Annotated in this window: 20 protein-coding genes and 1 other annotated feature; of the genes, 16 read left to right on the forward strand and 4 right to left on the reverse strand. The window is 70.5% G+C overall.

Translation table 11 applies throughout. The features are described 5' to 3' along the window. Positions 1–33: 33 nt before the first annotated feature. The 6 genes from COA17_RS12385 to COA17_RS12410 are packed head-to-tail and all read left to right on the forward strand — an operon-like array spanning position 34 to position 5875. A complete protein-coding gene (locus COA17_RS12385; protein ID WP_281253326.1) occupies positions 34–2847 on the forward strand; it encodes a monovalent cation/H+ antiporter subunit A in 2814 nt (937 codons plus the stop codon). Continuing rightward, positions 2844–3191, forward strand: a complete 348-nt coding sequence (locus COA17_RS12390; protein WP_176484897.1) for a Na+/H+ antiporter subunit C — start codon at positions 2844–2846, stop codon at positions 3189–3191. The genes COA17_RS12385 and COA17_RS12390 overlap by 4 nt, the downstream gene beginning before the upstream one ends. After that, positions 3188–4714: a monovalent cation/H+ antiporter subunit D gene (locus COA17_RS12395; protein WP_096612852.1), complete on the forward strand. Its 1527-nt coding sequence runs from the start codon at positions 3188–3190 to the stop codon at positions 4712–4714. The genes COA17_RS12390 and COA17_RS12395 overlap by 4 nt, the downstream gene beginning before the upstream one ends. Further along, the gene (locus tag COA17_RS12400) at positions 4711–5199 is read left to right on the forward strand and encodes a Na+/H+ antiporter subunit E (protein ID WP_066490436.1); all 489 of its coding nucleotides are present in this window, start codon (positions 4711–4713) and stop codon (positions 5197–5199) included. Before COA17_RS12395 ends, COA17_RS12400 begins: the two co-directional genes overlap by 4 nt. Further along, positions 5196–5465 (forward strand): K+/H+ antiporter subunit F, encoded by a 270-nt coding sequence (locus COA17_RS12405; RefSeq protein WP_066490437.1) that lies wholly within the window; start codon positions 5196–5198, stop codon positions 5463–5465. The genes COA17_RS12400 and COA17_RS12405 overlap by 4 nt, the downstream gene beginning before the upstream one ends. After that, the gene (locus tag COA17_RS12410; protein ID WP_066490440.1) at positions 5462–5875 is read left to right on the forward strand and encodes a Na+/H+ antiporter subunit G; all 414 of its coding nucleotides are present in this window, start codon (positions 5462–5464) and stop codon (positions 5873–5875) included. The genes COA17_RS12405 and COA17_RS12410 overlap by 4 nt, the downstream gene beginning before the upstream one ends. Positions 5876–5976: 101 nt before the next feature. Here COA17_RS12410 and COA17_RS12415 read toward each other — a convergent pair whose 3' ends face one another. Then, positions 5977–7473: a SulP family inorganic anion transporter gene (locus COA17_RS12415; RefSeq protein WP_096612854.1), complete on the reverse strand. Its 1497-nt coding sequence runs from the start codon at positions 7471–7473 to the stop codon at positions 5977–5979. A gap of 59 nt (positions 7474–7532) precedes the next feature. Next, positions 7533–7588: a sequence feature (sul1 is cis-regulatory element that is thought to sense ions involved in sulfur or methionine metabolism; They are found in Alphaproteobacteria), on the reverse strand. A 223-nt stretch (positions 7589–7811) separates the two neighbouring features. Between COA17_RS12415 and COA17_RS19400 the strand changes: the two genes are divergently transcribed. Beyond that, a complete protein-coding gene (locus COA17_RS19400) occupies positions 7812–7988 on the forward strand; it encodes a hypothetical protein (protein ID WP_176484898.1) in 177 nt (58 codons plus the stop codon). Positions 7989–8123: 135 nt separating this feature from the next. On the opposite strand, the gene COA17_RS12420 is transcribed toward COA17_RS19400, so the two are convergent. From COA17_RS12420 to COA17_RS12430, 3 genes are read right to left on the reverse strand one after another with little or no spacing between them, the layout of a single operon-like run. Next, positions 8124–10193 carry a TonB-dependent receptor gene (locus COA17_RS12420; protein WP_096612856.1) on the reverse strand — a complete coding sequence of 690 codons (2070 nt, stop codon included), beginning with the start codon at positions 10191–10193 and terminating at the stop codon, positions 8124–8126. A gap of 53 nt (positions 10194–10246) precedes the next feature. Beyond that, positions 10247–11347 carry an adenosine deaminase gene (gene add, locus COA17_RS12425; protein ID WP_066490449.1) on the reverse strand — a complete coding sequence of 367 codons (1101 nt, stop codon included), beginning with the start codon at positions 11345–11347 and terminating at the stop codon, positions 10247–10249. A 35-nt stretch (positions 11348–11382) separates the two neighbouring features. Further along, positions 11383–12876 (reverse strand): adenosine deaminase family protein, encoded by a 1494-nt coding sequence (locus tag COA17_RS12430; protein WP_096612997.1) that lies wholly within the window; start codon positions 12874–12876, stop codon positions 11383–11385. 326 nt (positions 12877–13202) lie between these two features. Between COA17_RS12430 and COA17_RS12435 the strand changes: the two genes are divergently transcribed. The 9 genes from COA17_RS12435 (at position 13203) to COA17_RS12475 (ending at position 24460) form a co-directional block, all read left to right on the forward strand. Further along, complete coding sequence (locus COA17_RS12435; protein WP_096612858.1) at positions 13203–15650, forward strand: DUF1592 domain-containing protein; 2448 nt, start codon at positions 13203–13205, stop codon at positions 15648–15650. Then, positions 15647–16987 carry a DUF1552 domain-containing protein gene (locus tag COA17_RS12440; RefSeq protein WP_096612860.1) on the forward strand — a complete coding sequence of 447 codons (1341 nt, stop codon included), beginning with the start codon at positions 15647–15649 and terminating at the stop codon, positions 16985–16987. Before COA17_RS12435 ends, COA17_RS12440 begins: the two co-directional genes overlap by 4 nt. Further along, positions 16980–18293 carry an ankyrin repeat domain-containing protein gene (locus COA17_RS12445; protein WP_066490128.1) on the forward strand — a complete coding sequence of 438 codons (1314 nt, stop codon included), beginning with the start codon at positions 16980–16982 and terminating at the stop codon, positions 18291–18293. Before COA17_RS12440 ends, COA17_RS12445 begins: the two co-directional genes overlap by 8 nt. Positions 18294–18328: 35 nt before the next feature. Further along, entirely contained in the window at positions 18329–18781 is a 453-nt protein-coding gene (locus COA17_RS12450; RefSeq protein ID WP_245857787.1) for a c-type cytochrome, read from the forward strand. Beyond that, complete coding sequence (locus tag COA17_RS12455) at positions 18781–19443, forward strand: cytochrome b/b6 domain-containing protein (RefSeq protein WP_176484899.1); 663 nt, start codon at positions 18781–18783, stop codon at positions 19441–19443. The genes COA17_RS12450 and COA17_RS12455 overlap by 1 nt, the downstream gene beginning before the upstream one ends. Before the next feature lie 316 nt (positions 19444–19759). Beyond that, positions 19760–20893 carry a bile acid:sodium symporter family protein gene (locus COA17_RS12460; protein WP_096612862.1) on the forward strand — a complete coding sequence of 378 codons (1134 nt, stop codon included), beginning with the start codon at positions 19760–19762 and terminating at the stop codon, positions 20891–20893. Then, complete coding sequence (locus COA17_RS12465; protein WP_096612864.1) at positions 20890–22230, forward strand: AtzE family amidohydrolase; 1341 nt, start codon at positions 20890–20892, stop codon at positions 22228–22230. Before COA17_RS12460 ends, COA17_RS12465 begins: the two co-directional genes overlap by 4 nt. Continuing rightward, positions 22227–23555: an NCS2 family permease gene (locus COA17_RS12470; protein WP_070321674.1), complete on the forward strand. Its 1329-nt coding sequence runs from the start codon at positions 22227–22229 to the stop codon at positions 23553–23555. The genes COA17_RS12465 and COA17_RS12470 overlap by 4 nt, the downstream gene beginning before the upstream one ends. Next, complete coding sequence (locus tag COA17_RS12475) at positions 23552–24460, forward strand: 5'-methylthioadenosine/S-adenosylhomocysteine nucleosidase (protein ID WP_096612868.1); 909 nt, start codon at positions 23552–23554, stop codon at positions 24458–24460. Before COA17_RS12470 ends, COA17_RS12475 begins: the two co-directional genes overlap by 4 nt. The last annotated feature ends 3 nt before the right edge of the window (positions 24461–24463 follow it).

Raw genomic sequence — 24463 nt, forward strand, 5'->3', positions numbered from 1 at the left:
CTGTAAAGGACCGTCAACCAGTGGGAGTGTCCGATCCTCGTTTTCCTCGTCCTGTTGCCCTTCGCGGCCAGCCTGATGCTGGGGACCCTGTTCCGGGCGTCTCGGACGGTGCACCTCGGCGTCGCGGGCGCGGCGACCGCGATCGGATTCGTCGTGCTGCTATCGCTGGCGCCGGCGGTGCTCGCCGGCGATCTGCCCGCGACCAGGGTCGCATGGGTGCCCGCGCTCGGCCTTGAGCTCTCGCTGTGGCTCGATCCGCTTGCGCTGCTCTTTGCCGGATTGATCCTCGGGATCGGGTTTCTCGTTGTCGTTTATGCCGCCGGCTATCTGAGCGAGGACGAGCCGACCGGGCGGTTCCTGTCGTTCCTGATGCTGTTCCAGGGGGCGATGGTGGGTATCGCGCTGTCGAACAACGTCGTGCTGATGCTCGTCTTCTGGGAGCTGACGAGCCTGTCGTCGTTCCTGCTGATCGGTTTCTGGCGGCACACGGCCGAGGCGCGGCAGGGTGCGCGGATGGCGCTGGCGGTAACCGGCGGCGGCGGACTGGCGCTGATTGCGGGCATGCTGCTGCTGGGGCAGGCGGCGGGGTCGTTCGAACTGGCCACGATCCTCACGCGCGGCGCGATCGTGCAGGCGTCGCCGCTCTATGCGCCGGCGTTGCTGCTGATCCTGCTCGGCGCCTTCACCAAGTCGGCGCAGTTCCCGTTCCATTTCTGGCTGCCGCACGCGATGGCGGCGCCGACGCCGGTCAGCGCGTACCTCCACTCCGCGACGATGGTGAAGGCGGGGGTGTTCCTGCTTGCGCGGCTCTGGCCGGTGCTCGCCGGCACCGATCTCTGGTTCGCACTGGTCGCGACCACGGGGCTGGTCACGATGATCTTCGGCGCCGCCATCGCGTTGTTCCGCACCGATCTGAAGGCGATCCTGGCCTATTCGACGATCAGCCAGCTTGGGTTGATGGTAATGCTGCTCGGCTTCGCGACGCCCGCCGCCGCTGCCGCTGCGGTGTTCCACATCCTCAATCACGCCGCCTTCAAGGCGGCATTGTTCATGAACGCCGGTATCGTCGATCACGAGACGGGGACTCGCGATATCCGCCGGCTGGGCGGGCTCGCCCGGCTGATGCCGCTCACCGCGACGATGGGTGTGCTGGCGGCGGCGGCGATGGCGGGCCTGCCGCCGCTCGGCGGTTTCATCTCTAAGGAGATGATGCTGCACGAGACCGCGCAGACCGCCGTTCTAGGCCAGACCTGGCTCGTCCCGCTGCTGGCGACGGTCGGCGCGACGCTGTCGGTCGCCTACTCGCTGCGCTACGCGCTTGGGCTGTACTTTGGGCCGCAGCGCACGGGCGAGGTCGCGAAGCCGCATGATCCGGGTGCGGCGCTACTGGCGCCGCCGCTACTGCTCGTCGCGCTCGCGCTCGGTTTCGGGCTGCTGCCGATGCTGATCGCGGGGCCGCTGGTGACCGCGACGACCGCTGCGGTAACCGGCGGCGCGCCGCCGAAGATCGATCTCGCGCTGTGGCACGGCCTCAACCTGGCGCTCGCGCTGAGCGTCGGTGCCGTCCTGGGGGGAGCATTTCTGCTCGCGCGTCACGCGGCCCTCGCGCATCGGGTCGCGACCGGGCACTGGGTCGATGCGAAGCGCTTGTTCGATGCCGCGATGGACGCGCTTGTCACCGCGACGCGCCGCGTGACGCTGGCGATTCATGCGCCGTCGCTTCAGCGCTACCTGCTGCTGCTGTTCGCCACCGTGGTCGTGCTGGGGCTCGACGGCGCGACGAAGGTCGGCCCGGTACTGACCGGGGGGCGGGCGACCACGCCGGCAAGCCCGGCGGCGATCGTCGTCTGGGTGCTGCTGCTGGCCGCAACGCTGACGGTCGTCGTCACGCAGCGGCAACGGTTCCTCGCGCTCGTCTTCATCAGCGTCATCGGCCTCGCCATCGCGCTTGCCTTCGTCCACTTGTCCGCACCCGATCTCGCGCTGACGCAGATCGCCGTGGAAGTGGTGACGATCCTGCTGCTGCTGCTCGCGCTGCACCTGCTGCCGAAGCAGCCCGCACGTTTGTCGAGCACGCGCCGCCGCCTGCGGGACGCCGTCCTGGGGCTGGTCGCCGGGGGTGGTGCCTCCGCGACGGCGTGGGCGATCATGACGCGTGTGCGAGGGGATACCATCTCCACGTTCCACTGGGCGAACAGCTACTCCGGTGGGGGCGGCACGAACGTCGTCAACGTCACGCTGGTCGATTTTCGCGCGTTCGACACGATGGGCGAGATCATCGTGCTCGGCATCGCGGGCCTCGCGATCTTCGCGCTGCTCGAGCCCGCGGTGCGCGGTGCCGCCGGGCAGCGGCTGCGCGCATGGCGCGACACCATGCCGCATTCGCCCGAGCGACACCCGATGATGTTCGTGATGGCGACGCGCCTGCTGCTGCCGCTGGCGCTGCTTGTCGGCATCTACATCTTCCTGCGAGGGCATAATCAGCCCGGCGGCGGCTTCGTCGCCGCGCTGATCTTCGCGATCGCCATCCTGCTCCAGTATCTTGCCTCCGGCTACGACTGGACCGACGAGCGGCGGCGCATCGGCGAGCACCCGCTGATCGCGTTCGGCGTGCTGATCGCGGTCGGCACGGGGCTCGGCTCGCTGGCGTTCGGCGCGCCGTTCCTGTCGAGCAGCTTCGGCTATTTCCACCTGCCCGTCGTCGGCGAGTTCGAGCTGGCGACCGCGATGATCTTCGACGTGGCGGTGGCCTGTGTCGTGCTCGGCGCGGTGATGATGGCGCTCGCGCAGCTGAGCCACGTCGCCCAGCGCGCGGCGCGGCAGCCGGATGCGGAGGGGGAGCGATGAGCCTGGAGTTCCTCATCGCCAGCGCGATCGGCGCACTCGTCGCGGGGGGCGTCTACCTGTCGCTGCGCGCCCGAACGTTTCAGGTCGTGCTGGGGCTGACCCTGCTGTCCTACGCGGTGAACCTGTTCCTGTTCGCGGTCGGGCGGCTGACGGTCGATCGCCCTCCACTCTATGCGAAGGGGGTGGCCGACTACGCCGATCCGCTGCCGCAGGCGCTGGTGCTCACCGCGATCGTCATCACCTTCGGCATGACCGCGCTCAGCGTCGTGCTCGCGCTGCGCAGCTTCCTGGAAAGCGGGTCCGACCAGGTCGACGGTATCGCTGACGAGGAGGCGGAATCGTGACCGCGTTCGATCACCTGATCGTTGCGCCGATCGTCATTCCGGCGGTGACCGCCGCCGTGGCGCTGCTGGTGATGCGTCGCCGACGCCGCCTGGGCGCCGCGTTGTCGCTGGCCGGCTGCGTCGCCGGCCTGCTCGCCGCGGTCGCGCTGCTGGTCACCGCGAGCGACGACGCGATCCGCGTCTACGCGATCGGCGGCTGGCGCGCGCCGTTCGGGATCGTGCTGGTGCTCGACCGGTTGTCGGCGGCGATGCTGGTGCTCGCGAGCCTTCTCGGCACGATCGTCATGGCGCACGCGGTGATCACGGCGGCGGATCGCAAGGGCTGGCACTTCCACCCGCTGTTCCAGTTCCAGTTGCTCGGGCTGAACGGCGCGTTCTTGACCGGCGACCTGTTCAACCTGTTCGTGTTCTTCGAGGTGCTGCTGATCGCGTCCTACGGCCTGATGCTGCACGGCCAGGGCGCGGCGCGGCTGAAGGCTGGCGTCGCCTATGTCGTCGTCAATATCGTCGGATCGGCGATTTTCCTGGTCGCGCTCGGGCTGCTCTACGGTCTGACCGGCACGCTCAACATGGCCGATATGGGCGTTCGGATCGCGATGCTGCCATCGGGCGACGGCGGGCTGGCGCGAATCGCCGGCCTGCTGCTGACCGCGGTGTTCGCGCTGAAGGCCGCGCTGGTGCCGCTCCATCTGTGGCTGCCGCGCACCTACGCCGCGACGATGCCGGTCGTCGCCGCGCTGTTCGCGATCATGACGAAGGTCGGCGTCTATGCGATGATCCGCGTCGTCCCGCTCGTGTTCGGCGCGACAACGGGCGAGGCGGCGTGGGTGCCGTCGCCGTGGCTTGCGCCCGCCGCGATCGTCACCGCGCTGCTCGGCTTCGGCGGCGTGCTGTCAGGCCGGGGATTGCGCGAGAGCGCGGCGTTCGCGGTGCTGGGGTCGACCGGATCGTTGCTGCTCGTCCTCGCCGCGTGGACGCCCGCGGCGACCGCGGCGGCGCTGTTCTACCTGATCAACGCGACGCTGGCGGGGGCGGCGCTGTTCCTGGTCGCCGACGTGGCGATGCGGCGGCGCGGGCAATATGGCGACGCGATCGTGCCGACGCCGCGCTTCGCCGGGCAGGATGCGGTCGGGCTGCTCTATCTGGCGACGTGCATAGCGGCGATCGGGCTGCCGCCACTGTCGGGGTTCATCGGCAAGCTGCTGATGTTGCGCGCGACGGTCGATGCGCCGGCACAGCCCGCGATCTGGGCGACGATCCTCGGGACGACATTGATCGGCGTCGTCGGTTTCGCGCGTTCGGGCAGCGCGATCTTCTGGAAACCGGCCGATGGCGGTGCCGGGCTGGTGTCTGCCGAGCGATCGCGCGCCGATCTGACGGCACCGGCGGCGGCGCTCGGCGCGATCGTCCTCCTCACCGTTTTCGCTGGACCGGTGTCGGACTGGACCGCGGCAACGGCGCGCCAGGTCTTCGCCGCGGATCGCTATGTCGCCGCGGTGCTCTCGTCGGAGGCGGGACGGTGAGGGCGCTGCTGCCGCATCCCGCGCTGTCGGCGCTGCTGTTCCTCGTCTGGCTGCTGATGGCGAACAGCGTCACGCCGGGCGGTATCGTGCTCGGCGCGGTCTTCGCGATCGTCCTGCCGCGCTTTACACGTCCGTTCTGGCCGGATCGCCCGCGCGTCCGCTTCAACCGCGCGCTGCTCGGCTATGCGCTCGTCGTGCTGTACGACATCGTCGTCGCCAACTTCGATGTCGCGCGGCTGATCCTGTTTCGCCGCAACCGCGACCTGCGCGCGCGCTGGCTCGTGGTGCCGATCGCGCTCGACACGCCCGAGGCGATCACCGTGCTGGCCGCCACCATCAGCCTGACGCCGGGCACCGTTTCGTCCGACGTGTCGGCGGACGGTCGCTTTCTCCTCGTCCACGCACTCGACGTCGCCGATCCGGCGGCGGAGATCGCACGGATCAAGGCGCGCTACGAGGCGCGCCTGTTGCGGATCTTCGCATGATCGAGGTGGCGCTCCACATCGCACTGGGCGCCGTCGCGCTCGCTCTGCTGCTGAACGGCTGGAGGCTGCTGAAGGGCCCGGCGATCGGCGACCGTATCGTCGCGCTCGACACGATGGTGATCAACGCAATCGCGGTCATCGTGCTGATCGGCATGATCGGCGGCAACGACACCTATTTCGAGGCGGCGCTGCTGCTCGCAATGGTCGGGTTCGTCGGCACGATCGCCTATTGCAAGTTCATCCTGCGCGGGGACATCGTCGAATGAGCAGCGCCATCGATCTCGCGGTGGCGGCCCTGGTGCTGCTCGGCGCCGCCTTCGTGCTGATCGGCAGCTGGGGGCTCGTTCGACTGCCCTCGACGATGGAAAGGCTGCACGGGCCGACGAAGGCGACGACGCTGGGTCTCGGGGCGCTTCTGGTCGGTTCGGTCGTCTTCTTCCAGGGGAAGCTGGGCGTGTGGACCGCCCACGAACTGTTGATCTCGGTCTTCCTGTTCATCACCGCGCCCATTTCCGCGAACATGATCGCGAAGGTCCATCTTCACCGCATGCGGACCGGTGCGCTTGTCGAGCCGGAGAGCATCGCCGGCGAGCCGCCTGCGCCGGCACCGGATGTCGACTGGGCGACGTTCCAGGCGCCGCGCGACGGCTCGTCGGCGTCGACCGCGGGCAGTTGAGCATTTGGGCGGCGCATTATGCTTCCAGCTTCGTCGCCACAGCGCCGCCCCCCGCATGGATATCGCTCGCCCGACGTCCAGGGTGTTGCACCGTCGACAGGTCAGTGTGGCGCCAGCCCCATTTCGACGCCGGTCTTGTCGTGGAGGGCGAAGCGATCGACGATATCGGCGCTGGCGCGATTGTAGCCGACGACTTCCACCGCGCGTCCATCCCGACGCAGGCGCGCGATGATCCTGTCGAGCGCGCCGACGCCCGAAATGTCCCAGAAATGCGCGCCGGTGACGTCGATCACGATGTGGCGTGCCTTGTCCTCCGCCTGAAACGCACGGGTGAACCGCGTGACCGAGGCAAAGAAGATCTCTCCGGCGACGCGATATGTCGCGCAGGTTCCGTCCTCGGTTTCCTCGCGTTCCACCACGAACATCCGCTGGACCTTGCCGGCGAAGAAGATGCCCGACAGCAGAACGCCGGCGAGCACGCCAAGCGAAAGGTCATGCGTCGCGACAACCACCACGACCGTCGTCAGCATGACGATCGACGACGTCGGCGGATGGCGGCGCAGGTTGGGGATCGAGTTCCAGCTGAACGTCCCGATCGACACCATGATCATGACGGCGACGAGCGCGGGCATCGGTACGCGGCCGACCAGCGGGCCGAGCACCGCCAGCAGGAACAGGAGGAACGCGCCCGCGAAGAACGTCGACAGGCGTCCCCGCCCGCCGGAGGTGACGTTGATGACCGACTGCCCGATCATCGCACATCCGCCCATGCCGCCGAAGAGCGCGGCGACGATGTTGGACCCGCCCTGGCCCGCGCACTCGACGCGCTTGTCGCTGTCGGTGTCGGTCATGTCGTCGACGATCTGTGCGGTGAGCAGCGATTCCAGCAGGCCGACCGCCGCCATCGTCAGCGAGTAGGGCAGGATGATCCGCAGGGTGTCGAGCGTCAGCGGGACATTCGGCAGAACGAGGTTGGGCAACCCCTCGGGGAGCCTGCCCATGTCGCCGACCGTGTTCACGTCCAGACCCATGCAGATGCTGATCGCGCTGAGGACGAGGATCGCGACCAGCGGTGACGGTACGGCCGTGGTGATACGCGGCAGGCCGTAGATGATGGCGAGACCGCCTGCGACCATCGCGTAGGTGTCCCAGCCGACGCTCGTCAGCTGCGGCAGCTGCGCCATGAAGATCAGGATTGCGAGCGCGTTGACGAAGCCGGTGATGACCGAGCGGGACACGAACTGCATCACCAGGTCTAGGCGAAGCAGCCCGGCGATGATCTGGATCAGCCCCATCAGGATCGTTGCGGCGAAGAGATACTCGACGCCGTGCTCGCGCACGAGCGGGGTCACGAGCACGGCGACTGCCGCGGTCGCCGCGGAGATCATGCCGGGGCGCCCGCCCATCAGCGAGATCGTGATGGCGATCGCCACCGAAGCGTAAAGGCCTAGGCGCGGGTCGACGCCGGCGATGATCGAGAAGCCGATCGCCTCGGGAATAAGCGCGAGGGCGACGACGATGCCCGCCATGATATCGCGGCGGGCGGCGGTGCCGTCAGTGAACCACTGGCGGCGATAGGAAGCGAAATCGAATGCCATAAGAAGTCCACATCAGGGCACATGGCGCGGAAGGCGGCGCGGTCGGGTTGCATGTGTGATGTTGTCCGGCGGATCGGCGGCCGGCATAGCCACCCGGGTTCGCACCGGGTCCTTGCGATTGGTGCTCGCCTTACGCTAGGAAGAAGTGTCGGCGCAACCGGCGACGTGGTGAGGCCGAGGGCGTGGCGGCCGTCCTGACGATGAACGTCTTCCTGCGATTGACCGAAACGCCGTCGCCCGGCGTCGTCGAAGGCTTTCCGGGGTAGCCGGGACGGCCTCCATACGATCTCCACCTGACGTCGACGGTCACGCAACCCGCTGCTGCGAGGGGCGTCGTCATGATCGCTGCCCATCCCCTTCGCCGCGGCGTCGCGCTGTCGCTGCTGCTGCTCGCTCCGCTGGCCGCATGCGTCGCCGAAGCGCCCGCCGCGCCGCCGAGCGCGGCCGACGTGATGACGACGCCTGTCGGCCCGGCGCCGGCGACCGCGACTCCGGTACTGACGCGGCAACCCTGATCCGCCTGCCCGACGACGGGGAAATGTTCCGCTTCGTGAAAAGGATGGAGCGGCATAAGGGCTGAAGACTTTAGCGTGCTGGACGCGCCATCGCCATCTCCGTCGCGTTACGGCCGGTACCGGCGCGGGCTGCGGTCAACCGGCGCGCAGCGTCAGTGACACCCATAGCGTGCGCGGCGTGGCACGTTCGATGATCGACGTGCCGCTGATCCCGGTCTCGACCCGCGCATCGAACAGGTTCTCGCCGCGCAGCTCTACCCCGATCGCGCGGGTGAGCGGCACGGCGGCGACCGCGTCCAGCGTGGTCGCGGGAGCGAGCGAGCGGCTGTTCTGGTCGTCGTCGAACTGCCGCGCGCCGTGACGCAGCGTCGCGGACAGCGCGGCACGGTTGCGGCGCCACCCTGCCGAGGCGGATACTAGGTCACGCGGCGTCTGCGCCGGCCGCAACCCGTCGAGCGCAGCGGCTGGCCCGCTGGCCACGACGCGCGGGTCGACATGGCTCCACGACCCTTGCGCGAACAGCGGGCCGTGCTGCCACCGCGCCTCCACCTCCACCCCGGTCGAGCGGATCGCGTCTAGGTTCCGGCGCACGCGATAGGTGCCGCCCGCCGCAACGAAGCCGACGCCGGGGAACGTCCCCGGCCCGCGCCCGGCGGTGACATTGGCGATCGCCCCGTCCAACCGGTTCCAGAACAATGTCGCGCTCAGCGTCAGGCCGCCGCCGGGCGCCAACACGATGCCGCCGTCGACGCCGCTCAGCTGCTCCGGCGACAGCGCGGCATTGGCCGAGGTCGCGTCCGCGCCGACACGGAACGGGCGGTACAATTCGTTGAGCGTCGGTAGCCGCCATCCGCGATAGGCCGCGGCCCGCAGCGTCAGCGCCGGCACCGGCCGCACCGCAACGCCGGCACGCCCGGTCCATTCGGTCCCCGACCGCTCGGGAAAGCGTGTATCCGTCAGCGTCCCGCCGGTCGCCAGCGTCGTTTCCCGCAACGCTCCGTCGGACAGTCGCCACCGATCGACGCGCCCGCCCAGCGTTAGCGTCGCAACGCCCGCGGTCAGGCTGGCATCACCGAACAGGCCGTAGGTCAGTGCCGTGCCACCCGCGACGCGGCGGCGCGTGGGCTGCGCGCCGACAAAGGTGTAGAGCTCCTGCGTCCGCCCATCGACGCGCCGCACGTCGCCACCCAGCCGCAGGTCGCGCCCCGCGCCGACCGGGGGCGCGATTTCGACGCGGCCGCCCATGCCGGTCGCGGGGGTGTTGTATTGGTCGAGCGTCTGAGTCGCGCTGGTCCGTGCGGCGTCGATGGCGGCGAATTGCGAGGCGAAGGCGCGCGCCTGGAGATAGGCGAGCGCGCTCCATCCCCAGGTGCCGCGCCCGACCACGCGCAGGCTGGCGTCGGCGCCCTCGCCGCGGTTGCGGGTGAAGGCGGTGCCCCGGTCGCGCGTGTCGGTGAAACCGGACAGGTTGGCCTGAAGCTCGGTCGTGGCGGTCAGCGCCACGACGGTGCGCGCGGCGACGGAGAATTGCTCGAACGGGGCGGCGCGGTCCACCGGGCCGCGGCTTTCCGCCACGGTGGGGACGAAGCCGTCGCCGCGCATATAGGCCGCCGACAGCGTCGCGAAGCCGCCGTCGCGCGCCAGTAGCGCCGATCCCGCCGCCGACAGCGAGCGGCGGCTGCCATAGGCGATGTCGGCGCCGAGCGCGGGTTGCCGTGCGGGGTCGGCGCTCTCGATCTCCACCGTCCCCGCCAGCGCGCCCGGCCCGAAATACCCGCTGCCCCCGCCGCGGGTGACGCGGATCAGGCCGATACGATCGGTGGCATAAGCGGGGAAGGGCACCCAGCCGCCGAAGGGATCGGCCTGCGGCACGCCGTCGAGGATCAACAGCGCGCGGCTGGAGGCATTGCCGCCGATCCCGCGCAGCGAGATGCCCTGGCTGGTCGGGTTGGCCGAGCGCGAATCGCTGCGGCGGAACTGCTGTAGCCCGGCGACGTCGGCCAGCACGTTTTCCAGCCGCCCGCTGGCATTCTCCGCGATCCGCTGCGCGTCGATCGTCACGGTGTCGAAGGCGGCGTCGCCGGGGCGGGCGGGCAGCCCGCGGCCGACGACGATGATGTCGTCGCTCTGACGGGTGCGCTGCTGGGCGGCGGCGGGGCAGGCGATGCTGCCGGCGAGCAGCAGAAAGGGGAAGGCGGGACGCATCCGGCCTGCCATGCTGGGTTCCGGCGCGCCCGGCAACCCGCGTCGCGGGGCCGTCAGGCGGCGGTCGCGGCGAAACGGTCCAGTTCGGCCAGATAGGCGGCGCGCTGCCCCGGCGGCAGCCATGCGGCGTTGAAGGCGTTGCGCTGGATCTGGACCAGCTCGGCGCGGGTCAGCGCGCTGACCGGCTGCGCATCGACGATCGCGTCGGCGACGTAGCGGCTGCCCATATAGGCCGGATCATCGGAACTGATCGTCACTGCCAGCCCCTGGTCCAGCATCCCGCGAACGACGTCGATCGGCGCGCCGCCGGTCGCGACCTTGCCCGAAAAGCCGGGGCAGACGGTGAAGGCCAGACCGCGGGCGCGCGCGATCGCGACCAGTTCGGGCGACTGAAGGATATTGCCGCCGTGGTCGATGCGATCGGCGCGCAGGTCGACGATCGCCTGGCGCAGATGCTCCAGCGTGTTTTCCTGATTCAGGTCGCAGTGCATCGTCAGGTGCAGCCCGGCGGCGCGCGCCTTCGCGAACAGCGGCGCGAAGTCGCGCGGCGGATGACCCTTTTCATCCGAATCAAGTCCGACCGCGATCAGGTCGCGCTTGAACGGCAAGGCCGCGTCGAGCGCCGCCGCCGCGGTATCCAGCGGCGCGTCGCGCACGAAACACAGGATCAGCCCCGATCCGATCCCCAGCCGCTTCGCCGCGTCGCCGCGCGCGCGGGTGATGCCGGCGATCACCGCCGCCATCGGCACGCCGCGCTTCAGATGTTCCTGCGGGTCGAAGAACATCTCGGTATAGCGCACATTCTGCGACGCGGCCTTCGTCAGATAGGCGTAGGCGAGGTCGTAGAAATCCGCCTCGGTGCGCAGCACGTCCATGCCGCTGTAATAGATCGCCAGGAAACTGGGTAGGTCGTGGTAGCGATAGCTGGCGCGCATCGCCTCGACCGTGTCGTAGGGCAGCTTGATGCCGTTGCGCCTGGCCAGCGCGAATTTCATGTCCGCTTCCAGCGTCCCTTCCAGATGGAGGTGCAGTTCGGCCTTGGGCATCGCGCGAATGAAACGTTCGGTCGCCGCATCCGGCGCCGCCGCCCCGCCCAGCAGCGGGACCAGCGGTGCGCACAGTCCGGCGCGAAGGATGGTGCGGCGGTCGAACATGGCAAGGCTCCGGTGGCAGGGGGAGGGGGGCGGGGTCAGCGGGTTTCCGCCTCGAACGCGGTAAAGTCGCGTTCCAGCTGCCATTGCCGCGCGGCCTTGGCATCGGTGGCGCGATAAGCGGCGCAGGTGGTGGAGGCGAGGTCGGCGCAGGGCGCGACGCGCGTGCCGCCGGCGCGATCGCGCCACAGTCCTTTGCCCGGCAGGAAAGAGTAAGCGAGCGTGTCGCGCGCAATCTGCTTCAGGTCGGTGTAGCGCAGCCCCTGTTCCGCGACGGCGCGCTGATATTCGTTGGTCATGTCGCTGCGCGACACGCCTTCGTCGTCGGTCGACAGCACCACGGGCACCCCGGCGGTGCGATACAGCGACAGCGGATGCTGCGCGCCCTTCACCCCCAGGATCACCGCGTTGCTGGTCAGGTTGATTTCCACCGCCACCCGATCGCGCGCCATCCGGGCGAGCAGCGCGGTGGCATCGTCCTCATAGGAAATGTCGATGCCATGGCCGATCCGCCGCGCGCCAGCGACCGCAACGGCATCGCGAATGTGGAAGCGCAGGTCGCGCGGCGGGACCAGCCCCAGCGTCAGTTCCCCGGCATGCAGCGACAGCGGCACGGTCGGATGACGCGCCTTCAGGAAGGCGAACATCCGCATGTGCAGCGCATAGTCGCGGATCGCGACCGGATCATGCTCGGGCGCGGCGATATTGACCCCGACGAAGCGTGGATCGGCCCCGGCCAGCGCGAAGCCGAACGCCAGCTGCGCGAACACCTCCGCCGGCGGGCGGGTACGGATCGCGGTGTAGAGATAGCGTACCGCGACGTCGCAGGCGGGGGTGTGCTGCGGCGTGGTGCAGCCGTCGATCCGCGCCGCATCCGCCTCCGCGTGGTCGTACTCGGCGCGTGCGCTCGCCACGGCGGCGGGCAGCAGCGGGGACACCGCGGCGTATAGCGCGTCGAGATCGGTGCCGGTCGTGCCCTTCATCGCGGCCAGCAGCGGCCCGGTCGCCTCGCTGCCGCTGCTCAGTTCGAGATAGGAGACGTGGTCCCCCGCCGCCTGCTGGCGCACCAGCGACAATTCGCGGCCGGCATTGCCGGCGAAGGCGGGCCAGAAGGCGTCGAACGTCGCGAAGAAGCGATCGTAGCCGGGGACGGTCGGATCGCCGACCCCCTCCTCGTGATCGCGGGTCGAGAACGCCTGGATGGCGGCGGCGTAGCGGGGATAATCCTCCTCCAGCCCGCGCGCGGGAAAGCGGCCGGGGGCGTCGCACGGCGGCGAAACGATGCGATACGGATCGGTCGCGACGCAGCGCCCGTCCTGCGCCGCCCAGCGCAGGATATCCTCGGCATAGATCGCGCCGCCGGAGTGGTTGTGCAGGTCGCCGCCCTTGGGCATCCGTTGCAGGAAGATGCGCAGCCGCGGCGGGCTGTCGGCGATCGCGTCCAGCCGCGCGGCGGTGCGCGCCTCCGCCGTGGCGGCCGGCGATTGCGCAGCGGCGGGCGCGGCAAGCGCGCAGACGATCGCCAGCGGCATGGCCGGACGCGCGTGGCGTATGATGCGACGACAGGCGCGCATGACGATGATCCCCCGATCGGTTGGGCGCCCGCCCGCGTCGATCGCGGACGGCACCCGTTCGTTCCCCACTGCGGGGGGTAGCGGGTCGGCAGCGATCATCCCATGACAATTACCGCGACGCCATGTTGCGCAAATGTGCGCGGGGTGCGCATCGGGTGCGCACTTTTTTCGTTCGCTGCGCTGCGATAACGGCAATGGACCGCGGTGGCTGCTGGCCATAGCCAAGGGCGCATGTCGGCGGGGCCGGCGATGACGCGGCCGGTGCGTGCGGCCCGGCAGGGGCGATGACCATGGTGAGCAAGGGGTGGCGTCCGACGATCGGCGGAGGCGTGCTGGCGATCAGCGCGCTGACCGCCGCCGCGTCGGGCTGGGCGCGGATGCAGGCGGAGGCGCCGGTGACGGTCGCCGCACCCGTGGGCGCGGACGCCGCCGACGCGCCGCCCGCGATGCTCGGCCAGTTCTGCGCGCGCTGCCACAATGATGTCGACAAGGTCGCGGGTCTGTCGATCGACGACCTGCGCGGGCGCGATCCGGCGATCGGCGCCCATGCGGCGGAATGGGAGGCGATCCTGCGCCGCGTGTCGATCGGGGAGATGCCACCGCGCAACCGCGCGCAACCCGCGCCGGCGGAGCGTGCGGCCTTCGTCGCCTGGCTTCAGAATGCGCTGGACGGTTATGCCGCGGCGCATCCCGATCCCGGCCGTGCGACGATCCGGCGGCTCAACCGCGTCGAATATGCCAATGCGGTGCGCGAACTGCTGGCGCTGGACGTGGATGTCGTGCGCGACCTGCCGCAGGACAATTCGGGCTATGGCTTCGACAATATCGCCGACGTGCTCAGCGTGTCGCCGACCTTGATGGACCGTTATGTCGCGGTCGCCGGAAGGGTCGCGAAGCTCGCCACGGGCGTGGCTTCCCCGCGGCCGTTCACCACGTCGTGGGAGGTGCCCAAGGACGGGTCGATCCGCAATTCGGGGCGGCCGGCGTATAACGAACGCTCCGGCGACGACCTGCCGCTGGCATCGCGCGGTGGCGGCACGCTGCGTTATTATGCGCGGCGCGCGGGCGATTATGACATCGCCGGCTGGCTCAACGCCAACACCAACAACGAAACCGACCGGATGGTCGAGGACAAGGTGAGCGTGCGTGTGCCGCTCAGCGCGGGGCCGCATGTCATCGGGCTGGCGTTCCGGCGGCGGCTGGCGCCCGACGACAGCGTGCAGACGCTGCGCAACACGCTCGACGCGGTGCCGCTGCCGACCGCGCCGCCGGTGATGCTGCCGATGGACGTGCTGGTCGACGGGCGGCGGGTGCGCACGGTGCAGGTGCCGTCCTATCGCCTGTCGCCACGCTATTCGCAGGCCAATTTCCCGCGCGACGTGCTGCAGATCGACGTGACCGGGCCGTTCGGTGCCGGCGGGGCGGGGGACACGCCCAGCCGCCGGCGCATCTTCCTGTGCCGCCCGAAGCGCGCGCAGGACGAGAGCGCGTGCGCGCAACGGATCGTGGCGTCGCTGGCGCGGCGCGCATGGCGCCGTCCGGTAAGCGCCGACGACGTGGCGCCGGTGCTGCGCGTCTATGCCGCCGCGCGCCGTGACGGCGGTTTCGAACAGGGGGTGGCCGCCGCCGTCGAGGCGATCCTGGTCTCGCCCGGCTTCCTGTTCGCGGTCGAGCGCGATCCGGCCGGCGTGGCGCCCGGCACCGTCCGCGGGCTGACCGATCTGGAACTGGCGACGCGCCTGTCGCTGTTCCTGTGGAGCAGCATCCCGGACGAGCCGCTGCTGACGCTGGCGGAACGCGGCCAGTTGCGCGCGCCCGGCGTGCTGGATGCGCAGGTCGCGCGGATGCTGGCCGATCCGCGCGCCGATGCGCTGACGCACAATTTCGCGGGCCAGTGGCTGTACCTGCGCAACCTCGACCAGCAGCGGCCCGACATTGCGGTCTTCCCCGATTTCGACGTGCGGCTGCGCCAGGCGATGGCGCGCGAGACCGAGATGTTCTTCGCGCATGTGGTGCGCGACAACCGCAGCGTGCTGGATTTCATCGCCGCCGATTACACCTTCCTCAACCAGCGGCTGGCGCGGCATTACGGCATCCCCGGCGTGTCGGGCACCGCGTTCCGCAAGGTGGCGCTGGACCCGGCGTGGCACCGCGGCGGCCTGCTGGGGCAGGCGAGCATCCTGACCGTCACCTCCTATGGCAACCACACGTCGGTGGTGAAGCGCGGCAAGTGGATCCTCGACAACATGCTCGCCTCCCCGCCGCCGCCGCCGCCGCCCGACGTGCCGGCGCTGAAGGAGCGCGCCGACGGCCGGCTGCTGACCGCGCGCGAGCAGCTGGAACTGCACCGCAAGAACCCCGCCTGCGCGGCCTGCCACGTGAAGATGGACCCGCTGGGCTTCGCGCTCGAGAATTTCGACGCGGTCGGCGCGTGGCGCCAGCGTGACGCCGGGCAGGTGATCGATGCCAGCGCGACGATGCCCGACGGCGCGCGCTTCGCCGGGATCGACGGGTTGCGCGGCGTGTTGCTGGCGCGACGCGACGAATTCGTCGGCGCCTTCACCGAACGGATGATGACCTATGCGCTCGCCCGCGGGCTGACCCCGCGCGACATGCCCGCGGTCCGCCGCATCGTGCGCGATGCGAAGGCGGACCGGTATCGCGTGCAGACGATCGTGCGCGGTATCGTGACCAGCGATGCCTTCACCCTGAAGAGGACGGCCAGCCGATGAGGATATTGCGCGCCCCGATCGCCCGGCGCACGTTGCTGCGCGGTGCCGGTACCGCCATCGCGCTGCCGTTCCTGGAGGCGATGGCACCCGCCGCGCGCGCCGCCGATCGCGCGGCGCGGCCGAAGCGGTTGCAGGTATTCTATTCGCCCAACGGAATGATGATGGACGGTTTCCGTCCCGCCGGCAGCGGCGGCGCGCTGGTGCTGCCCGACACGCTGGCCCCGCTGGCGCCGTTCCGCGACCGGGTCAGCGTGGTGACCGGCCTGGGCCATCCGCAGGCGGCGGCGATGGGGGACCGGCCGGCGGGGCACGGCCGGTCCTGTCCGGCGTTTCTGACCGGGGTGCACGTGCGCCAGACCGAGGGCAGCGACATCCATTGCGGCGTGTCGATGGACCAGGTCTATGCCGCGCACCTGGGGGAGGGGACGCCGCTGCCCTCGCTGGAGCTGGGGATCGATCAGGCGAGCCTTCTGGGCAGCTGCGACATCGGCTACAGCTGCGCCTATACCAACGGCATTTCGTGGCGGAATGCGACGGTGCCGCTGCCCGTCACCGCCAATCCGCGCGACGTGTTCGAGCGGCTGTTCGGCGACGGCGACGCGCTGGACCCCGCCAGCCGGCTGGCACAGGCGCGGCGGCAGACCAGCATCCTCGACTTCGTGCGCGAGGATACCGCGCGCCTGTCCGGCACATTGGGGCAGGATGATCGGCATAAGCTGGACGAATATCTGGAGGCGACGCGCGAGATCGAGAAGCGCATCCAGCGTGCCGCCGCGAGCGGGGCGGGCGACGCGGCGGCGGGGATCGAGCGGCCGGCGGGGATACCGGATTCGTTCGATCAGCATGTGCGGCTGATGATCGACCTGCAGGTGCTGGCGATGCAGGCCGACATCACCCGCGTGGGCACGTTTATGATCGGGCGCGAATTGTCCAACCGCACCTATCCCGAGATCGGTGTGTCGGATTCGCACCATATGCTGAGCCACCATGGCAACAGCCCGGAGAAGATGGCGAAGCTGGCGCGCATCAACCGCCATCACATGGAGTATTTCGCTTATTATCTGAAGCGGATGGCCGAGACGAAGGACGGTGAGGCATCGCTGCTGGACCGCACGCTGGTGCTGCGCGGGTCGGCGTTCGGCGATTCGAACGAGCATGATCATATGGACCTGCCGGTGGTGGTCGCGGGCGGGCTGGTGCCGGGCGGGCGGCATGTCGCGGTGGAGAAGGGGACGACGATGTCCAACCTGCTGCTCGCCGCGCTGAACGTGCTGGACGTGCCGGCGACGGCGTTCGGCGACAGTACGGCGCCGCTGGGGGCGCTGACGCATGGTTAGCGTAATGATGCTGGCGGCGGTGCTGGCCGGACAGGACGCGCTGGCGCGTGCGGTGGCGGCGGACGATGTGGCGGGCGTGCGCGCAGCGATCGCGGCGGGTGCGGACGTCAACCGGCGCGGCGATTACGGCGCGACCCCGCTGCTGAAGGCGGTGGAGGTGCAGGATGTCGAGGTGGTGGCGGCGTTGTTGCACGCCGGCGCGCGCCCCAATCTGGCGGATGACGACGGCCTGACGCCGCTGGCGCTGGCGTGCGAGCGCGGTGGGGAGCGGGTTCTGACCGCGCTTCTCGACGCTGGCGCAGCCGTGCGGCATGCCGATCGCGACGGTGTGACGCCGCTGGCGACGTGCGCGGGGCGTGGCCCGGCGCCGGTCGTGGCGCGAATGCTGAGCGTTCGGGGGCCGGTGGACGTGGCGGATTCGCGCGGCCAGACGCCGCTGATGTGGGCCGCCTATGCCGGTCGCGCAGAGGCGGTGCGCGCGTTGCTGGCGGCCGGGGCGGACCTGCACCGGCGTTCGGACGGGGGGATGACCCCGCTGCTGTACGCGATCAAGGGCGGCGATGCGGGGACCGCGGAGGTGTTGCTGGCGGCGGGGGCGCGCACCACCGACCGCGCGCCGGAAGATACCAGCGCGCTGCAACTGGCGCTGTACCAGGCGAACTGGCGCGTCGCCGAGCGGCTGGCGGGGCTGCCGGGTGCGGACATGGCGGCGCGCGACCGGAACGGGCAGCAGCCGCTGCACGCCGCGGCGGCGGGGGGCGACGCGGCGCTGATCCGCGTCCTGCTGGCGCGCGGGGCGGACCCGAACGGGCTGACCGGCCCGTCGCGCATTACATGGGTGACGGAGGCCAATTTCGGCGTGCCGCCGCCGCCGGCCCCCCCGACCCCGCCGCTGCTGATCGCCGCCGCCAACGGCCATGCCGCGGCGATGGCGGCGATCCTGGCGGGCGGGGGAGACGCGCGCGCGATGCTGCGGGACGGCACCAATGTGGTGCTCGCGGCGGCGCGCGGCGGCAGTGCGGCGGCGCTGGCGCAGGCGCTGGCGATCGCACCCGACGCGACCGTGGCCGACCGCAACGGCGACACCGCGCTGCACGTCCTGCTGGGCACGATCGGCGACACGCCCCCGCCCGAGCTGGAGGCGATGCTGCGGCTGCTGGCGGCGCATGGCGCGCGCGCCGATACCGCCGACCGGCGCGGCACCACCCCGGCGCAGCTGGCGGACGGGGGATTGAGCGAGGTGCGGGCGATCTTCCGCACCGTCTATCCGCCCGCTACAAGTGCGACGGGCGCGGCGACGCGATGACGCACCGCCGACGGGCTTCGAGGGAGCGACACGAGATGACGATGATGCGCAACACGATCGGCGCCGCGCTGGTGCTGGCCACGCTGACCGCCGCGGCACCGCCCCCGCAGCAGGTGGTCGCCGCCCGCCATGCCGGTTTCAAGAAGATGGGCGCGGCGATGAAGGCACTGGGCGACCAACTGAAATCCGACGCCCCCGCCAAGCCTGCGATGGTCGCCGCGGCGCAGGCGATCGCCACCACGGCGCGCCAGCAGGCCGCACTGTTCCCCGCCGGCACCGGCCCGGGCGCGGGCGTCAAGACCGATGCGCTGCCCGCGATCTGGACCAATCGCGCGGCGTTCGATGCGCAGATGAAGGCGTTGATCGCCGAATCGGGCAAGCTGGTGGCGGTGACCAACGGCGGCGACGTCACCGCGATCCGCGCGCAGATGAAGGCGACCGGCGCGACCTGCGCCGCGTGCCACCGCCAGTTCCGCGCCGAGGATTGATGACGGCGGGCACCGCCCGTACCGCGCCGCTGTGGGACGTGCCGGTGCGCGCGTTCCACTGGCTGCTGGTCGCGCTGATCGCCTTTTCGTGGTGGAGCGGCGAGAACCATGAGATGGAGTGGCACCGCACGTCGGGCTACGCCATCCTGGCGCTGGTGGTGTTCCGGCTGTTCTGGGGCCTCGCGGGCGGGCGCACCGCACGGTTCACGCGCTTCGTCCGCGGGCCGCGCGCGGTGATCGCCTATGTCCGCGGCGGCGCGGGCGCAGCGCCGGGGCACAATCCGCTGGGCGGATGGAGCGTCGTGGCGATGCTGGCGACGGTCGCCGCGATGGTGACGGCGGGGCTGTTCGCCGTCGATGTCGACGGACTGGAGAGCGGGCCGCTGGCCGATTACGTCACCTTCGACCAGGGGCGGATGGCGGCGCAATGGCATGGCGTGATCTTCAACCTGCTGCTGGCGTTGATCGCGCTGCATGTCGCGGCGGTGCTGGTGTATCTGGTCCGCGGGCGCAACCTGATCGGCGCAATGATCCACGGGCGACGCGCCGTCGCGGAGGGCGAGGCGGTGGAGCCGCTGGGCGCGTCATGGTGGCGCGCGCTGGTGGGCGTGGTGATTGCAGGCGCGGTGGCGTGGTGTCTGTCGCGCGGATTTCGGTTCTGAGGCGCGGGGCATGCGCGAAAGTAGAAGGGTTTTTCGCGCAGAGACGCGGAGGCGCAGAGAGGTGGCGCTGACGCGAAGCGTCCCCTCTGCATTCGCGGAAAATGGCAAGAAGCGTCTGGGCGATGCGCATACATCTCTGCGCCTCTGCGCGAATTCCTTTTGATAGGTCGCCCCAGCGTAGGCTGGGGCCTTTAGGCGAGTGAGATCCCAGCTTTCGCTGGGATGACGGAGGCATCCCCCGCGCTCATTTTTGCAACGATCCGTTCCGATCATTGCGTTTGATCGATAGGGGCGGGGCAGGCATCAGGATCGCATCATGCGCCGTTTGTCCTTGCCGTCGGTCGACCCGTTCCTGTTGTGGCTGATCGGCACCGTCGCGGCGGCATCGCTGCTGCCCGCGACCGGGCGATGGGCGACGGCGTTCGGAATGCTGGCGGACGCGGCGATCGCGCTGCTGTTCTTCCTGCACGGGGCCAAGCTGTCGCGTGAGGCGATCGTCGCCGGGATGGGCAATTGGCGGCTGCACGCGATGGTGCTGGCGTCCACCTATATCCTGTTTCCGCTGGTCGGGTTGGCGGTGTTGCACGCGGGCGGGGCGGCGATCGATCCGGTAATGGCATCGGGGCTGTTGTTCCTGACGTTGCTGCCGTCGACGGTGCAGTCGTCGATCGCCTTTACTGCGATGGCGCGCGGCAATGTCGCGGCCGCGGTGTGCAGCGCGTCGATGTCCAACCTGATCGGGATCGTCGCGACGCCGCTGCTGGTGCAGGTCGCCATGCACCCCGCGGCGAGCGCAGGCGGCGGCATGGCGTGGGGATCGGTGAAGACGATCGCGCTGCAATTGCTGTTGCCGTTCGTCGCCGGGCATCTGCTGCGCCCGTGGATCGGTGGGTTCGTGGCGCGGCACAAGGCGGTGCTGCAACCGGTCGACCGCGGATCGATCCTGCTGGTCGTCTATGCCGCGTTCAGTGCGGCGGTGGTGGAGGGCATCTGGCAGCGTGTCGGCGCGCTCGATCTGGCGGGGCTGCTGCTGTGGTGCGCGCTGATCCTGGGGGTGGTGGTGGTGGCCAATGTCGTCGCCGCGCGGATCGCCGGCCTGTCGCGCGAGGATGCGATCGTGCTGCTGTTCTGCGGATCGAAGAAGAGCCTGGTGTCGGGCGTGCCGATGGCGGGCGCGCTGTTCGCGCCGGCGCAGGTCGGGCTGGTGGTGTTGCCGCTGATGGTGTTCCACCAGCTGCAATTGTTCCTGTGCGCCGCGCTGGCGGGGCGGTTCGCGCGGGATGCGGCGGCGCGCGATGCCGCGATGTTGCCGCCGCTGGGCGAGGCGGGCGCGATCGCCGCGGCGGCGCGGGCGGGGTTCGCGATCCCCGACGCCTGCCTGCCGGGGGTGGTGTCCAACCTGGAACTGCTGACCCGCCACGCCACGACATTGCGCGGGCCGGCGGCATGAGGCGTGCAGGCGAGATCGCGGCGGCGGTGCGCGCCGGCGCCGTATCGGCGCGCGAGGTGGCGCTGCGCGCGCTGGCGGCGATCGACGCGGCGGAGCCGGCGCTGTGCGCGGTGACGCGCCGACTGGGCGAGCGCGCGCTGGCGGAGGCCGATGCGGTCGACGCCGCGGTGGCGGCGGGGCGCGATCCGGGGCCGCTGGCGGGCGTGCCCTATGGCGTGAAGGACCTGTTCGACGTTGCGGGCCTGCCGACGACCGCCGGGTCGGCGCTCTATGCGGACGCGCCGCCCGCCGCGCGCGATGCGGAGGCGGTGCGGCGGATGCAGGCGGCGGGCGCGGTGCTGGTCGCGACGCTCAACATGGACGAATTCGCCTATGGTTTCGCGACGATCAACGCGCGCCACGGCACGACGCGCAATCCGCACGCGCCGGAGCGGCTGGCGGGCGGATCGTCGGGCGGTTCGGCGGCGGCGGTGGCGGCGGGAGTCGTGCCGCTGGCGCTGGGATCGGACACCAACGGATCGGTGCGCGTGCCCGCCAGCCTGACGGGACTGTACGGGCTGAAGCCAACGCACGGCGCGCTGCCGATGGCGGGGGTGTTCCCGTTCGCGGCGAGTTTCGACGATGTCGGCCCGTTCGCGGGCAGCGCGGCGGATATGGCGCTGGTGTGGACGGTATTGGCCGGACAGGACGTCGGCACCGGCGCGCCGCCGCGGCTGGCGCGGCTGGGCGGGCGGTTCCGCGAGAATGCCGACGCCGACCAGATCGCGGCGATCGACGCGCTGGCAGCGGGGGCGCCGCTGCTGGAACTGCCCGATATCGCGCGCGCGCGGTCGGCCGCGTTCGTCATCACCGCTTATGAGGGCGGCGCGCTGCATCGCGATGCGCTGGCGCGCGATGCGATGGCGTTCGATCCCGCGGTGCGCGACCGGTTGATCGCCGGCGCGCTGCTGCCGCGCGAGCTGTATGATGCGGCGTGCGCGTTCCGCGATGCGTTTCGCGCTGCGGTGGATGCGCTGATCGCGGACCATGACGTGCTGCTGGCGCCGGCGACACCGTGCGTCGCGCCGCGGATCGACGATCCGTTCATCACCATCGACGGCCGGCGCGTGCCGGCGCGCGCGGACCTGGGCATCCATACCCAGCCGATCAGCTTCGCCGGGCTGCCATCGCTGGCGGTGCCGCTGCGGCGCGTGGGCGGGGCGCTGCCGATCGGCGTGCAGCTGATCGGACGGCGCGGGGGCGAGGCGGCCTTGCTCCGCGCGGCGGCGGCGTGGGAGGATAGCGGGCTGATCGGTGCGACCGCGCCGGTCATCGAAGACGTGGGGGAATGGGCATGACGGGGGTGCTGGAACGACGGTTCGCGCTGGCGGAGCGCGGCACGTCGGCGCGGACGGAGGTGCTGGCGGGGTTCACCACCTTCCTGACGATGGCGTATATCGTGCTGGTCAATCCGGCGATCCTGGGACAGGCCGGGATGCCGGTGGCGGGGGTGGCGGCGGCGACCTGTTTCGCGGCGGCGTTTGCCTCGATCCTGATGGGGCTGTCGGCCAACGTGCCGCTGGCGCTGGCGCCGGGCATGGGGCTGAACGCCTATTTCAGCTTCACGGTGGTGCAGCAGATGGGCGTGCCGTGGCCGGTGGCGCTGGGGTGCGTGTTCCTGTCGGGCATCGCGTTCCTGATCTTGACGCTGACGGGGGTGCGCCAGCTGATCGTGGCGGTGATCCCGACACACCTGTTCGCCGCGGTGGCGGGGGGCATCGGGCTGTTCATCGGCTTCATCGGGCTGCGCAACGCCGGGATCATCGTTGCCAACCCGGCGACGCTCGTGGCGCTGGGCGACCTGACGCAGCCGGGCGCGATCCTGGCGCTGTTCGGCCTCGCGCTGATCGGGGCGCTGAGCGTGTGGAACGTGCGCGGGGCGATGCTGATCGGGATCGTCGCCACCACCGCCGTCGCCTGGATCGCGGGACAGGTGGTGATGAAGCCGGAGCCGTACAGCCTGTCGGCGCTGACCGGCACCGCGTTCAAGCTCGACCTGCCGGGCGTGTTCGGGCTGACCGGCAGCCATGGGCTGGGCCTTCTGGAAATCCTGTTCGTGTTCCTGTTCGTCGACCTGTTCGACAATCTCGGCACGCTGGTGGCGGTGACCAAGCGCGCGGGATTGATGGATGCGGCGGGGAAGATCCCGGGGCTGAACCGCATCCTGGTCACCGATGCGGTCGCCACAGTGGTCGGGTCGATGGCGGGGACCAGCACCGTCACCAGCTATGTCGAAAGCGCCGCAGGGGTGCAGGCGGGCGGGCGCACCGGGCTGACCGCGGTGGTCACCGGCGTCCTGTTCCTCGCGACGATGTTCGTCGCGCCCTACGCCCAGCTGGTGCCGCTGGCCGCGACGGCGCCCGCGCTGATCGTGGTCGGCGGGCTGATGCTGCTGCCGGTGACGGAGGTGGCGTGGGAGGACCCGCTGGCGGCGATCCCGGCGTTCCTGACGGTGGCGATGATCCCGCTGACCTTCTCGATCGCCAACGGGCTGGCGTTCGGCATCGTCGCGCATGCGGTGCTCAAGCTGCTGCGCGGCACGGCCACCCGGGGCGACTGGTTCCTGTTCCTGCTGGCGGCGCTGTTCGTCATCCGCTTCGCCTGGATGGGAGGGGCGGCATGATCCGGCGCATCCTGATCGCGGTCGCCGCGCTGATCGCCACGCCCGCATCGGCGCAACGGCTCGACGAGACGCCGCGCACCGTGGTGATGACCGCCTTCCCGCCGGAATGGGATGCCTTGGTCGGATCGGTGGAGCAGCCGCGCGAATATCGCATCAACGGCCTGACCTTCATGACCGGCACGATGGCGGGCAAGCCGGTGGTGCTGATGCAGAGCGCGGTCAGCATGGTCAATGCGGCGATGAACACGCAGCTGGTGCTCGACCGGTTCCGGGTGAAGCGGATCGTCTTTTCCGGGATCGCGGGCGGCGTCGACCCGCAGTTGTCGATCGGCGACGTGATCGTGCCGGAACACTGGGGCCAGTATCTGGAGGTGTCCTTCGCGCGGCAGACGCCCAAGGGCTGGGTCACGCCCGAGCCGGTCGATGCCGGCGCGCCCGCCAACTGGGGAATGATGTTCCCGCGCGGGGTGCGCGTGGGCAACGATGCGCAGCCGGCGGCGCGTCATTACCTGCTGAGCGTCGACCCGCAGCTGCTGGCGCTGGCGCGGCAGGTGGCGGGGCGCGTGACGCTGCGCCGGTGCGCGGATGCGGCGAAGGCGGCGTGCCTGGATCATCCACCGCAGATCGTCGTCGGCGGTACCGGCGTCAGCGCGGGGGTGTTCGCCGACAATGCGCAGTTCCGCACCTATCTGCACGATGCGTGGAAGGCGCGCGTGCTGGACATGGAAAGCGCCGCAGTGGTGCAGGTCGCCTATGCCAATCGCGTGCCCGCGGTGGTGTTCCGCAGCCTGTCCGACCTGGCGGGCGGGGACGAACATGCCAACCAGATGACGACGTTCATGGCGCTCGCTTCGGTCAATTCGGCCGATGTCGTGCGCGCGTTCGTCGCCGCGCTGCCGGATTGAGCG

It is taken from the genome of Sphingomonas ginsenosidimutans (assembly GCF_002374835.1).
In the GTDB taxonomy this organism is placed as follows: domain Bacteria; phylum Pseudomonadota; class Alphaproteobacteria; order Sphingomonadales; family Sphingomonadaceae; genus Sphingomonas; species Sphingomonas ginsenosidimutans.